This is a genomic window from Brevibacillus humidisoli (genome assembly GCF_020923435.1).
Taxonomy (GTDB): Bacteria; Bacillota; Bacilli; order Brevibacillales; family Brevibacillaceae; genus Brevibacillus_E; species Brevibacillus_E humidisoli.
In genome coordinates, this window is the sequence record NZ_CP087263.1 from 2896751 (window position 1) to 2909646 (window position 12896).

Consider the following 12896-nt stretch of genomic DNA (forward strand, 5'->3'; position numbering starts at 1 on the left):
CATGGTTACGGAAAGAAGGCAGCCGTGCTGAAGCCGACGGCATCCAAGAAACCCACTTGTCTGCTTTGCGCAGTCTGATACACCTGCTCTTCATAGGAAGGCATGAACTCCAAGCCGAACGTAACTGACTCATACTCAACCGCAGCTTTTACTTCGATTCGATCATCACTGGTAAACATCTTGATTGTATAGTCGGACTGTGAAGCTCCATTCTCAGCTAAGATGGTATGCACCGCCTGTTTCACCTTTGCACGAGACGCTAGCAGACCTGCAGATACATATGCTTGCAGTTCGAGATTACCGGGCAGCATAGAGGACAATACATTATCGATGGCCGCATAATGAATCTCACTATCCGCCCAACCTGTATGGCGAGACCGCAGTTGGGCCTTCTCCTTTTGGACCAAGGGCCAAATAAATACCGGGTCTTCCAATCGGGCTATCGATCGATCATACCGATCAATCGCATCTTCAATCTCTTCATACACCGCTTTGGTCGCAGCAAAGGTGGCTTGCTGGGCAGTGTTGGCCGCCTGCTGCTTATCCACGAAAACCGTTGAAAAATTAAAAAGCGCAACAAACAGGGTGAAGATCATGAAGTAGAAAATCGTCATGGAAAAGATCGTGATATTCCCACGTTCTTCGCGCAACAGAACAAACAATTGCTTTCCCATATCCATCACCTGATTTCTCGGTTCCCAGGCACCCGGGTTCGTGTCGTGGTCGGGAGGTTTAGTGGATCTTCCGGCTGCGCAGCTCCTGCTCGATCGGAATGGCTAGGTATTGCTCATCTTCGTCCACTACATTTTTTGTGATGATGTCCGGTAGAAAGGTAAGGTTAAAGGAAACATCCACATTCACCGTGAAATACCCGTCAGATGTTGTGTTTGAGATGGAGAGGCTATCAAAGGTTAATGTTTCGCCTACGGTTTCCACGATCTTCTCCGCCGCCTGCTCCGCCTCACTCTCGTTTTCGGTTATCGAATATACCTTAGCCGCCTCATTGGCTGCCGATTGGGTGACAATCACCGCATAGACGCCCATCAGAAACTGCCATAACACCAGCATGCCGATAAATACGGCGGGCAGGATACCGATGAATTCAACGGTGACCGAACCTTTTTGGTTGTTGAAATAACCCTGTTTTGAAGCCATTTCCTATTCATCTCCCGCAAGGACATCTCTTATTAGTCTGCCAACGGTTCGGGGCTACGCTCCCCGTGCATATCATTCCGCCATTTTCGAACGTAAAACGTGATCAAAACAACCATAAACGGGTAGATGATCATATTTAACATAATTTGACTAAACAGAAAGGCGGCATAATTGCTTGTAACCATAGATATTCCGAATAAACCAGTGAAGCCAATCAGCCACTCTACGACACTCATTACCAACAGCAGACCAAAAAGCGGTAGAAAATTCCTCTTCCCCAGTTGAAAAGCTACTTGCCAACTTTTCCACGCAGACTGGTCTTTCATTACGACCAAGAATGGTGTGAGGAAAAAAAGCGTTAGTACTATCAGACCTGGAACAATAAACAGGAGCGACCCCATCAGTACCAGCAAAACGTACAGCAGACCAAACAAAAAGACGGAGAACCCATGTACAAAAAATGTGCGGAACGCTCTACGCAGCCCCTTCTCTTCTCCTTCAACCTCACTTTGCACATATTGAACAAACGGTAGTTGGCCTACGAAGAAAAACAATAACATGTAAAACGTATTAACAACATCGCCAAAGGCATTTGTATCTGTTAACACCGTCCAGAAGTAAACGTAATTTGTCACAAAGGTGTGAAGCAGAGAAAAGGGCAACACGATGGCGAACGCCAACAACAGCAGATATTCAATATTTCTCGCGTAAAATATTACACTTTGTTTAAAAGGATGCATGACCGTCACCTGTTTTCAATCTTGATTTTACCGAGTGAGTAAATGTTGAGTAAGCATCGTAGTGTTTACGTTAATCTGATTAGATATAGCACCGGTCAAAACAAAGTTGAAGGGAATTTATTACTCGTTTCTCAAACCATCTATAAACACTCGTTTTAAATCAAACTCCGCCCTTCGCTCATACATTTTCATCATTTGTTCAATTCCGCGTTCGCCCGGTGCAAAGGTTACGGGTTGACCATGTTCATCTTTTTCAAACCCACTAAGTGACCGACGTAACTTTTTCAAAGAATCTGGATCAAGGTACTTTTTAATGAGTTGCAGCAGTTGACCTACAGTAGACCTTACCTGAAGATCTACCTGATTGTGATGCTGATTTAAGAACGTTCTGATTCGTCGAACCAAGGGAAGAGACTCCAACTGCTTACGTCCTTCTGCATACATGGTTCGCTGCCACTCTCTCATCAGTTTGCGCATTTGCTCAACATCTTCGGGTGTCAAGGTATAATTTCTTTTCTCATGCACAGTATCATCTACTTGCTGCATTTCATCGTAGATTTCCTGTAACCGTTGTTGACCGGTGTAGATAGTTTGCAAGGATTGTCGGAAACTATGCCAATCCTCCTGAATCTCTAGAAAACTAGGGAAAGATGAACACTCGGGTTCCAGTTGATCAAGTAATGCCATCATGTTTTGAATGGGCCAAATCGGTCGAGCTTTGTCACGACTTAACTTGTCAGTCCCTTCCGCCACTATACTGTTATAATTTCCAACCATTACGGCAATTTTCTCTGCTTCATCACGCGATACCACCTGGGCATATAGATCCAAAATTAAAATCCCGGCTCTACTTCCTGTCCGTTTGTAATAGACATAATAGTATTCGCTATCGTTCCACTTAAACGTGTAAGGAAACAGCGTGGCACTTTCCAACCATTTTTTGTATTTTTTTATTTGTGCCTTAATTTCTGGTGTCTCTACCGCTTTCATCTGATATCCCCCGTCTGCACCACATTAAAATCCGAACCAGGATTTAACCTTATTGAAACCTTTCTTGACTGCATCCACGGTTCCTTTGATTACTTTTCTGCCCGTTTTCGAATTAGCCCATTTAGCGACCATGCTACCTACGCTTAACACCGTTCCAACTACGATTAATCCTCCCGCTACTGCTTGGACTGCGGGAATCGGAACGCGTGAAATCATCATTCCTACGTTGGTCATGGAATCTCCCACATTACCCACCATACCAATCACTGCATCGGTTTTTTCCTGGTCATTTTTTGCATTTTCGTAAGCAAGTTTATTATTAGCGAATTCGGATAGAGACAGTCCCAATCCTACAGCACCCAAATATGGGTTTGCTTTGGGTACATCCAGATTGAGGTTGCTACTTTTCGAAAACCATGGTTTTAAGTTGTTTGTCCCCTGTCCAAAACGTCGGTAATTCGTTTCAACGGCATTTCTTGCGTCTTGAAAATACCTACGCGCATCAAAAGCGTCATAAACTTTCAACCCCGCATCAGCAAGATCGGCTGAGAATTCAAAAGCTTCGTTTCCTTTTGAACCTAGCTTGTAGATCTCCAAAAACTGGCGGCCTTTCAGGTTCAACACTTTGCCTTTTAAAGTACTTTGATCAAAGTCAGGTGCACTCAACTCTTCAACAAATACAACGGTATGATTTAAAATCCCTGTCGTCGATTTTAACGCATCCAGAGCTGTTGGACCCTTTCGCTCCGATGCGTTTGGTTGATCCAAGCCTGGTTGGTTCAACTCTGGAACAAGGGATTCTGGTTGCTGTGGATTTGGATTCCCTAGGGTTGGAATACCAGTTTGAGGAATCTCCAGATCTGGTGACTGTGCATTTGGAACTTCCAAACCGGGTATTTGTGACCCCGGCGCCTCGAGCCCTGGTACATCCAAGTCTGGTACTTGTAACTGTGGTACATCTGACTTAGGAACATTTAGTTCCGGTCTATCCCACTCAGGAGCTTGTAGATCAGGAGCATCCCACTCAGGAGCTTGTAAGTCTGGAGTATCCCAATTGGGTGGTTCCATCTCCGGTACTTCCCATTCCGGGTTATTCAATTCAGGAACCTGGTATTTCGGTGCTTCAAGATTTACTTCTGCGAACGCAACGAGGGGTAAAAAGTTCATGAAAAGAATCAGAAACGCAAACATTCCGGCCCATATCGGGCCTCTTACTAATTTCCTCACATTTTACCCTCCCATTTTTTACACAGCTAGAATATTTTTACGACTCTATTGCTTGGTCTCATTGCTTTTTGTATTCTCGTTATACTTTTGATGGATGGCTTCAATGGTTTCTTTGTAGGTTTTGTTATTCAGTGAGTTCAGAAATTTTTTCTGTTCATCTCCCAAACTCTTAGCCCTTTTGTAATGTTCTTTTCTTAACTTAACAATTTCATCAATTATATCTTTGGAAACATAGTCCTCTAAATCAGATTCTGCTAGTCGTAAATGATGATTCTCATCACCTGCTGAAAAAACCCATTCAAGAGCAAATGCGCCGATATCCAGCATACGCCTTACTCGGGTTGAATTAGCATCTTGAGATGCCTCAAACCTCCACTTTCGCCATTTTTGCGCCACTTCTTCCGCTTTCTCAAATTCTTCCCGTAGTTCCTTTTGATTCTGGATCAACACGTAACGACCATTCGCGGCCTTTGCTACCTCTTTTAGCTGCTGCTGTCCTTCCCCATCCACACCAAATCCAATCACATTGACCAGCGGAGTAATCTCAGAGTCGGCCAGCTGTTTTGCCACTTCTACTGGATTTCCATCGCACGTCTCAATTCCGTCACTGACCAGATAGATGATGTTGGTATTCTTCTCCCCAGACAGGCCCTTTAAATCGTTTTGCGCTTCTTGTAAGGAGCGGGCAATGGGCGTATACCCGGTGGGCTGGAATTGATTGAGGGCAGTCTGCAACTTTTCCGCGTCGTAGGGTTGCAGATCATACACCAATTCACTGCTACCGCATGACAGTTCTTTATCCGATTCTTGACTACTACCTTTATGTCCATATACGCGAAGGGCGACATGGGCTTCTTCCGGCAAAGACTCCGCAAAGGACTTGATCGCTTCTTTCGCTGCTTCCATTTTTGTCTTGCCTCCCACTTTGCCCGCCATGCTTCCACTAGCGTCCAGAATGATCTCTACGTTGTACTGTTCTTTAAACTGATATCGGGGATCGTCTATCTCTGGGTTCCCGAATGAAGCCATTTTGATCTCATCAATGAGCTGCTGGGGATCAGGATAATCCTCTGCAAACAAGCCCAATAGAGCAAGGAAGTACATCTCGATGATCTCGTCATCGGGGTTATCGATGTTGGGAAACTGCCGTAGAATTGATTCTATTTCCTCTCGATGTTCTGAATAAGAAACACCGGCAAAGCGTCCTGGAGCAAAGGCGGCAAACTCTTCTGCTGTTTCTGGGATCTTTTCAATCCCTTCAGGAATCATCGCTTGTAAATCCTTTATTTTTTCTTCACGGCTTGTTGTTTGATCCGTCTTGTCATCAGATTGACTGGGATATTCCGCCTTTTCTTTATCAGTTGTTTTGGTTACGGTTTCTGGAGAAGGTTCGTTTTGTTTTCCCTCATCTGGAGAACAAGCGCTCAACATGGTAAAGAGGAGGATAGTTACCCCTAATAGCTTGATATTTCTCATTTCCAAATACCCCCCTACTTACTGGAAAACAACTTCAGTGCTAAAAGCAAATCCTTCTAATTTATCGCTGTGTGAATGTATAATCGTGTTGGTGGAGAGTTTTAAAGTTCTAACCACCAACACGCATTATCTTCAACTTATAAGGAGAACCCCAAAAGCTGGATGTATTATTTTCCGGCTATACCATTGATAATATCTGAAAGAGTCTGAGATACCGCTTCTCCTACGGATTGCTCACCGTCCTTAAAGTAAGCAGCAATCGCAGTAAATATCGCCAATACCACACCAGCCAACGCAATCCACTCAATCGCCTGTGCACCTTTCTGATTTTGCAGTGTTTGCAACGCACCCATTGCCTTCACATAAGTCTTTTGCATGAAACGTTTCATCTTTCATTTCTCCCTTCAAATGTATTCTTTTGGATAAATCCTGATGATACCGCTGTTACCATCTGCTATACCTCCCACACCGTCCGAACTCAACACCACCTCCCCAAAAGTACTTATTATTTCAGCGGAACAGCTCCTTAAAAATGCTGGCATTCTCCAAGATGTTCAGAACCATCAACCCGCCGATCAACATAATCGCAGTCGGCGCCACGACGAAGGTCGTAATCAAGGTCACTTTCGGCGATGCCTTGGCCGCCTTTTCCTTCACCAGTTCCTTCCGTATCCGCCGCATGTTCTCCGACTGTGCCTTAAACGTGACCGCGATGGGTACTCCCAACCTCATGCCCTGCACCAGCGCCTTGATCAGCATCTGAAATTCCGGGTTGTCATTGCGCCGCAGCAGCTGCTCATACGCCTTTTCCCGCGGTACGCCGAGGTCCAGCTCCTGGTTGAAGCGGGAGAACTCCTCACGGATCGGTCCCTCAAAAAACTTGATCACTTCCCGCAGCGACTGATCTAGGCTTACCCCCGCCTGCAGGGTGACGCTGACCGTATCCAAAAACTCAGGCAGGTCGTAACGCAGCTGATTCTGCCGCTCTGTTGCCTTCCTCTTGATCCAGATAATCGGCAAAAAATAGCCAATCATCGGCCAGATCACCAAGCCAAACTGGGCAAAGGGAAAGCCCAGCAGGAAGAAGAAAAGTCCCACGATCAAGCCGAGCAGGGCAAGTACGATCTTGATTCCCTGAAAACGAGCGACCGTCAGATCAAGCGGTCGGCCCGCTTTCAGCAACCAGTCCTCCACCTCGTGTGACTCGCTGAAAAAGTTAAAGCGCTGGCCCAATGCGGCGTAATCATCTCCGTAGCGGAGCAGGCGCTTCACCATACGCTCTGAAGAGGTTTCCGGCTTGCGGATGTTGTACGTTCTGTATCCGGTGACGTCATGCACATGGTCAATCAGCTTTTGTCGCTCAATTGTGTACCGGTACCATTCTTTAAGAAAGATGGCGAAGAAGAGCATGCACAAAAACAAGCTGGTGATGATAAAGGCATCCATAATTTCACACCTTTATGTTGGTTACTTTCTTAACCAGGATGTAAGAGAGAATCGTACCGATCGCGAATAATACCAGCAAGACCAAGCCCACTCCTTTAAACAACGGATCGATAAAGCCCTTGTTCATCATGTTCATCATCAAGACGAGGGCGATCGGCATGATTGGTACAAGGATCGAGACGTAGCGCTGTTCGGCGGTCATCGTCTTGATCTCCTGGTTGACGATCCTCCGGTCCTCCATCGTCTCCGCCATCTCCTGCAGCACCTGGCTGAGGTTGCCGCCGGCCCGCCGCTGGATCAGTAGCGTGGCGGCGAAGATGCGGAAGTCACGGGACGGAATGCGCTTCTCCATGTCAATGAGGGCTCGTTCAAAACTGACGCCGAGCTGCAGTTCACGGTTCATCCGGCTGAATTCGTCCCCTGCCGGATAACTCAACTCCCGGGCCACCAGCGCGACCCCCTGCTGCAGGGTCATGCCGGCGCGTAGCGAGTTGGCCAGCAGGCGGCAGATCTCGGGCAATTGATCATTGAGCCGTTGCTGATACTTGTTGCGCCGCACGAAAAACATGATGCTTTGGATCACGTACATGGCGGCCACTCCGCCTAGAACATTGTAGGGAAACGAGAGACCAACTACATTGTTGAGGAAAAAAGCGATGCCCATCGAACCGACCAGTAATATCCCGTAAAACTCAGAGGGGGCAAGCGGCAGGTTGGCTTTCTTCAACTTCTTCTCTATCTCTTTGGCATGAGCAGTTTGGTCAAACCTGTCGCCCCAGACGATGATGAAGCTCTTGCGGGTTGACTTGACGTCATACCACTCTTCCGCTTTCTTTTTCCACTCGCTTTTTTTCGACCGGTAGCTGAGGTAGTCATAGATCCCCCAGATACCCAGCAGTACCGCGAGACTAAACAGGATAGAGATGGTCACCTGTTTTCACCTCTTCCACTTGAAAAATCGATTCATCGATCTCGATGCCAAATACCCTCAGCCGTTCCAGACAGTGCGGGATCACCCCTGTGGGCGTAAAGTAGCCGAGCACTTCTCCTTTTTTGCCGATCCCGATCCGATGAAAGCGAAAGATCTCGTTTACCTCCACTTGTTTGTTCGGTCTGGTCACCACTTCCGAGATGGAGACGATTTTCCTCGTCCCGTCGGAGAGACGCATCACCTGGACGATGAAATCGAGGGCACTGACGATATATTCGCGGATGACGGAGGCGGGCAGATCCATCCCGGCCATAATCACCATCCCCTCCAGCCGGTTAAAAGCATCCTGCGGCGAGTTGGCGTGGACGGTGGTCAGCGAGCCTTCGTGACCGGTGTTCATCGCCTGCAGCATGTCGAACGCTTCCGCACCGCGCACCTCCCCGACGATGATCCGGTCTGGGCGCATCCGGAGCGAGTTTTTCACCAGATGACGGATGGTGATCTCCCCTTTTCCCTCCATGTTGGGCGGGCGTGCTTCCATGCCGACACAGTTGGGCCGCTCCAGCTTCAACTCCGCGGAGTCCTCGATCGTGATGACCCGCTCGTAGTGCGGGATCGCCCGGGCGACTGCATTGAGCAGGGTAGTCTTTCCGCTGCCGGTACCGCCGGAGATCAGGACGTTTAGCTTGGCTTCCACGATCCCCTGCAGGAAGCGGGACATCGCTTCGTTAAAGGATTGAAATCCTTGCAGATCGTCCATTGTGTACGGTTCTTTGCGGAATTTACGGATGGAGATCAAAGTGCCATTAAGGCTGATCGGCGGGATCACCACGTTGACGCGGCTGCCGTCTTTGAGCCTGGCATCGACCATGGGGGAGCTTTCGTCAATCCGCCGACCGAGCGGAGCGACAATCCTATCTACGATGTGCCGCAGATGCTCCTCGTCGCGAAACTTCAGATCGGTTCGCTCCAGACGTCCGTTTTTCTCGATGTAGACTTCTTTGTGCCCATTGATCGAGATCTCTGTAATCTCAGGGTCACCCAGCAGTGGTTCCAGCGGTCCAAAGCCGACAGACTCGTTGATCAGCCGGGTGAGCAGGAGTTCTTTCTCATTCCTGGGAATGACGACTTTCTCTTCAGACATGTACTGGGAGACCAGCCGTTCGATAGCCAACCGCATCTCACCGGCGGAGAGACTGGTCAGCCGTTCCAGATTGGTCTCACGCAACAGCCGGGCCTTGTAGTGTTCAGCCAGTTCATCAATATAAGGGTTATGGTAGGAGGAAGCCACCTGGGTACGTGGTGCTTGCTCGCTCTCTGCTGGTTTGTCTCGTTTTCGTTGAAATAAGGCCACCCTGCCTCACCCTCCTACGACAGCTTCTTTAGCACCCATTTGCGAATGTCTTTTGCTGCCGGTATCAGCTTTTTCTCGTTTGCCTCTTTTTGCAGCGGCAGCCCCTGGTTGACTGCTGCCTGGACGCCGCGATGGTCTCGCCGAACTTCGGCGGCAATCGGGGCATTGATCAGTCCCTTCAGGTCGGAGATGGTCAGTTCGTTATCCCTACCTATCTGATTCACTACCACTTCCATTCTCCCAGCCGTATCGATCCGCAGCCGTCTGAACAAATCCTCGACCAACCGGAAGATCTGCACCGAAGGAGTGTCCAGGTTCATCACATAGTAGATAAAGTCTGATTCTTCCAGCGCTGTATAGGTCAACTCGTTCATGTTGGCCGGCAGATCGATGATCACAAAGTCGTAGCTGCGTCGGCTGGCCCGGATCAAACGGCTCACAAACTCTTCGGTCATGTTCTCTGCCGTCTCCGCATCGCGGGGACTGAGCAGGACCTCCAGTTTGGAATGGTTCTCCCGCTGCGACACATTGCGGATGTGATTCTCGTTCATCTCGTGCATGACCGGGATCAGATCTGCCAACGTGCGGTTGCTGTCCAACGACAAAAAGGTCTCTGCTCCTCCGTACTGCAAGTTCAGGTCGATCAGCAGCACGCGGGCGGTGGACTCCAGCTTGAGCGACTGGGCAAAGCCGGTCGCCAGCTGTGTCCGGCCGCTCCCCCCTTTGCCGCTGTAAAAGGAGTATACTTTTCCACGCCCCCGGACAAACGCCTGTCCCGAGACAGACGTTCCTCTCTTTCTCTGCTGCTGCTGCATCAGTTCGGAAATTTTATCCAAGCGATCGGTCAGCAGAGAGAGTTCATCCGGCATCAGGATATATTCAACCGCACCTGCGCGGACGATGTCCCGCAGCAGCACAAAATCCTGCTTCTCGGTGAGAAAGATGATGATTCCTTCTGGCAGTTCACTCTGTATGTATTGCACCAGTTCCACGCCGGAACCGTCCTCTGGCTGCACCAGCAGTACAACCTGCGGACCGATCCGGTCAATCTCTTTTTTTACTTCGCGTGACGTGGTGTACTCTACCTGTTGATAAGAGGCGAGTGCTTCCTGCAGCAGATCTTTTACTGAATCGTAATCAGCGACGACGAGTAGTTTGATCCCTGTATTCATGGCTGCCCCTCCGGTTTCGCGTCTGGATTGGCGGGCGGCTGCTGATCTGTGACCGGCACATTGACGGATGGATTGGCTTGATCTCCAACCGGTGTGACCGCCTGGTCGCCAGTCCCGCTCTGAGGTTGCTGCTCGGACGTCTCCTCACCCTGCTGAGGGGGCTGATCAAAGGGCTGCGGGATGCCCAATTCACCTTTCCCGACGTTTGCCTTCAAGATTCGGATGAGATCTGCGTAATGCTGTTGATGGATAAAAGACGGTACTTGCTCAAACGGCAGTTCTAGAGCCACACCTTTAAACTGATCATCCACTTTGGCTACCATCGCCACCGGGACATCCTTCATAAACACTTCTGTGACCTGTTTTCCATTCACCTCGTGGGAGACGATGATGTCTACGCGATCCAGCGCTTCCAACTGCTGATCAAAAATCACCCTCCCCGATGCGTACACGGTAATGAGACGATTGTTCTGGTCCCGTACGATGGTAGCAGGCTTGATGATGTTCGTGGTAATAATGTCACCTTCGGACAACGGCACAACGGTTACTTTGTTCTTTAGACTCGCTTTGTCCGTAATGTACGAATCATCTGCGTACTTCTTGGGCAGCTGCCTGGTCGTCACTTGGTCTGGCTGGATCAGCGAACGGGATGCAACATCGGTTGAGGCAACGTAAATCTCAACCATTTCTCCCAGCTCTGCATTGATCTGCTGGATCTTTTTCAAAAACAGGAACCCGGCCAGCAGGGCTAGCAAAAACGATAACGTTAAAAAAATGATGGCTCTTCGCTTTGACTCCAGCATGTGGTGATTACCTCTTTCTCCTCTGTAAAAATCATGTTCCTACCAAAAAACGTGATCCATCTCCAGCCATTTGTCGAACACACCTCTTGTTTTAATTTTCCAGCGTCCTCAGAGCGATTGTACTGAATCTCCAGCAAGAAATCTGTCGAATTATGACAAATAAGCGGTAGTTTTCCAAAATAAAGAAAAAGGCCTACAACCGAAGCAGGCCTTTTTCTGAACTTGAAATGAATCTGTTCCAAGTTTAGGGCTTTCAATCCTAGTTCTTTTTACCCTTTACTTTAGTTACTCTGAATTGAAGTATTTCAAAACCAAAGTATTTTGTCGTAAAAATTATATTTATTAAAACGAGTATTGATTAAATACCAGGAGATGTATCAAAACGAATAACTTTTTGATTCTACTAGCTTCAACCTTCTCTTTGAGATCGCCTGATTCTAGAGACGATATGATTCGTCTTGTTTGTGTGCCTACAGCTGATCTGTATGCGAACAAGGCATCACTATCAATACGTTGACTTATGGCTGCATGGTTTTCCATTTCATTACCATTACCGCAAGAGCAAATAGAGTAGCAAAGCAAAAAAACTGGAGCGCATTTTCCATGTAGGAAAACGGCTCCAGACTGACCGTTACTGCTGCTCTTCAAACCAGCTCTTGAGCGAAGCTTCCTCCTGACCGCCTGCCAGTCGGCCCACTTCCTTCCCGTCTTTGAAGTGAATCAACGTCGGGGTTCCGGTGAGCTGGAACTTCTGCCATGCCTCTTGGAATTCCAGGACATTGTGCTTCTTCACATCGATCTTCAGTTCATCGGCCAATGGAACGAGGATCGGTGTGGTTTCTTTACAGTGCGGGCAGGTCGGATCGTAGAAGTAGACATACAGTTCTTCTTTGTTATCCAGTTTTTCCTGCAGTTCGTCTGGCGTGATCTGGTTGCCGTACAGTGGATCGTCTAACTGCTCAATGGTTGCCGCATGCAGCGTCTCTTTGCCGTACGGGTTTCCCTGCGCCGCCTGTTTGTTGGAATAGAAGGTGACGACACCCAACGCGGCAAACAATGCGATCACGACCACAAGAAAAATAATGATTTTTTTCATAAGCTGATCTATCCTTTCCGCTTTTGCCAAATGTAATACTGAAGCAGGGCAATCGATAGAAATGCAACCAAAGCCAAGAACGGAATGGTCACAAACCCAAGCCAGTTGATATATTGGGTCGTACAAGGGATCACACCGCAGGAGGCACCCAACTCACTTAAGGTCGTCATCTTTTGGATCAGGTAATGATAGGTGGATACGGCAGCCCCGATGACCGCCAAGACCCCGGTATAGAGAGATTGGTTGTAATCCTTGCGCACGACGGCAATCCCGAGATGGATCGTCAGCGGGTACATCAGGATTCGCTGGTACCAGCACAACTCGCACGGGATAAACATCAGCACTTCAGAGAAATAGAGGCTGCCCAGCGTGGCAACAACCGATATAGCCCAAGATACAAATAAGGCCTGTTCCAACCATGTTTGGCGATTTCCCATACGAACTCCTTTAGATACCCGCGTAAGAGCCAAGGACTACCCGCAGGTATATTGATTCAGATTTGTCCC

Annotated in this window: 14 protein-coding genes; all 14 read right to left on the reverse strand. The window is 48.3% G+C overall.

What is annotated here, in order from left to right:
- Positions 1 to 5: 5 nt before the first annotated feature.
- Positions 6 to 674 (reverse strand): pilus assembly protein TadG-related protein, encoded by a 669-nt coding sequence (locus LOK74_RS14290; RefSeq protein WP_230042706.1) that lies wholly within the window; start codon positions 672 to 674, stop codon positions 6 to 8.
- A gap of 58 nt (positions 675 to 732) precedes the next feature.
- Positions 733 to 1155, reverse strand: coding sequence for a TadE/TadG family type IV pilus assembly protein (locus LOK74_RS14295; RefSeq protein ID WP_230042707.1), 423 nt, complete (start codon positions 1153 to 1155; stop codon positions 733 to 735).
- A gap of 32 nt (positions 1156 to 1187) precedes the next feature.
- A complete protein-coding gene (locus LOK74_RS14300; protein WP_230042708.1) occupies positions 1188 to 1895 on the reverse strand; it encodes a hypothetical protein in 708 nt (235 codons plus the stop codon).
- Positions 1896 to 2015: 120 nt separating this feature from the next.
- Positions 2016 to 2885, reverse strand: a complete 870-nt coding sequence (locus LOK74_RS14305) for a hypothetical protein (protein WP_230042709.1) — start codon at positions 2883 to 2885, stop codon at positions 2016 to 2018.
- Between the two features lie 24 nt (positions 2886 to 2909).
- Entirely contained in the window at positions 2910 to 4112 is a 1203-nt protein-coding gene (locus LOK74_RS14310) for a hypothetical protein (RefSeq protein WP_230042710.1), read from the reverse strand.
- A 45-nt stretch (positions 4113 to 4157) separates the two neighbouring features.
- A complete protein-coding gene (locus LOK74_RS14315) occupies positions 4158 to 5588 on the reverse strand; it encodes a vWA domain-containing protein (RefSeq protein ID WP_230042711.1) in 1431 nt (476 codons plus the stop codon).
- 167 nt (positions 5589 to 5755) lie between these two features.
- Entirely contained in the window at positions 5756 to 5977 is a 222-nt protein-coding gene (locus tag LOK74_RS14320; protein ID WP_230042712.1) for a hypothetical protein, read from the reverse strand.
- Between the two features lie 121 nt (positions 5978 to 6098).
- Entirely contained in the window at positions 6099 to 7034 is a 936-nt protein-coding gene (locus LOK74_RS14325) for a type II secretion system F family protein (protein WP_230042713.1), read from the reverse strand.
- Between the two features lie 4 nt (positions 7035 to 7038).
- Complete coding sequence (locus LOK74_RS14330; RefSeq protein WP_230042714.1) at positions 7039 to 7965, reverse strand: type II secretion system F family protein; 927 nt, start codon at positions 7963 to 7965, stop codon at positions 7039 to 7041.
- On the reverse strand, positions 7943 to 9256 hold the full coding sequence (locus LOK74_RS14335) for a TadA family conjugal transfer-associated ATPase (protein WP_420908790.1): 1314 nt from the start codon (positions 9254 to 9256) through the stop codon (positions 7943 to 7945). Before LOK74_RS14335 ends, LOK74_RS14330 begins: the two co-directional genes overlap by 23 nt.
- Positions 9257 to 9333: 77 nt before the next feature.
- The gene (locus tag LOK74_RS14340; RefSeq protein WP_230042716.1) at positions 9334 to 10491 is read right to left on the reverse strand and encodes a CpaE/TadZ family protein; all 1158 of its coding nucleotides are present in this window, start codon (positions 10489 to 10491) and stop codon (positions 9334 to 9336) included.
- Positions 10488 to 11294 (reverse strand): CpaB family protein, encoded by an 807-nt coding sequence (locus tag LOK74_RS14345; protein WP_230042717.1) that lies wholly within the window; start codon positions 11292 to 11294, stop codon positions 10488 to 10490. The genes LOK74_RS14340 and LOK74_RS14345 overlap by 4 nt, the downstream gene beginning before the upstream one ends.
- A gap of 631 nt (positions 11295 to 11925) precedes the next feature.
- A complete protein-coding gene (locus tag LOK74_RS14350; RefSeq protein ID WP_230042718.1) occupies positions 11926 to 12390 on the reverse strand; it encodes a thioredoxin family protein in 465 nt (154 codons plus the stop codon).
- 8 nt (positions 12391 to 12398) lie between these two features.
- Positions 12399 to 12827: a disulfide oxidoreductase gene (locus LOK74_RS14355; protein WP_230042719.1), complete on the reverse strand. Its 429-nt coding sequence runs from the start codon at positions 12825 to 12827 to the stop codon at positions 12399 to 12401.
- Positions 12828 to 12896: the final 69 nt, after the last annotated feature.

What these genes read in the sequence shown, in the direction of transcription:
- LOK74_RS14295 (WP_230042707.1), bottom strand. Translation starts at nt 1,155, where the DNA reads ATGGCTTCAAAACAGGGTTATTTCAACAACCAAAAAGGTTCGGTCACC.
- LOK74_RS14290 (WP_230042706.1), bottom strand. Translation starts at nt 674, where the DNA reads ATGGGAAAGCAATTGTTTGTTCTGTTGCGCGAAGAACGTGGGAATATC.
- LOK74_RS14315 (WP_230042711.1), bottom strand. Translation starts at nt 5,588, where the DNA reads ATGAGAAATATCAAGCTATTAGGGGTAACTATCCTCCTCTTTACCATG.
- LOK74_RS14325 (WP_230042713.1), bottom strand. Translation starts at nt 7,034, where the DNA reads ATGGATGCCTTTATCATCACCAGCTTGTTTTTGTGCATGCTCTTCTTC.
- LOK74_RS14345 (WP_230042717.1), bottom strand. Translation starts at nt 11,294, where the DNA reads ATGCTGGAGTCAAAGCGAAGAGCCATCATTTTTTTAACGTTATCGTTT.
- LOK74_RS14300 (WP_230042708.1), bottom strand. Translation starts at nt 1,895, where the DNA reads ATGCATCCTTTTAAACAAAGTGTAATATTTTACGCGAGAAATATTGAA.
- LOK74_RS14355 (WP_230042719.1), bottom strand. Translation starts at nt 12,827, where the DNA reads ATGGGAAATCGCCAAACATGGTTGGAACAGGCCTTATTTGTATCTTGG.
- LOK74_RS14350 (WP_230042718.1), bottom strand. Translation starts at nt 12,390, where the DNA reads ATGAAAAAAATCATTATTTTTCTTGTGGTCGTGATCGCATTGTTTGCC.
- LOK74_RS14320 (WP_230042712.1), bottom strand. Translation starts at nt 5,977, where the DNA reads ATGAAACGTTTCATGCAAAAGACTTATGTGAAGGCAATGGGTGCGTTG.
- LOK74_RS14305 (WP_230042709.1), bottom strand. Translation starts at nt 2,885, where the DNA reads ATGAAAGCGGTAGAGACACCAGAAATTAAGGCACAAATAAAAAAATAC.
- LOK74_RS14340 (WP_230042716.1), bottom strand. Translation starts at nt 10,491, where the DNA reads ATGAATACAGGGATCAAACTACTCGTCGTCGCTGATTACGATTCAGTA.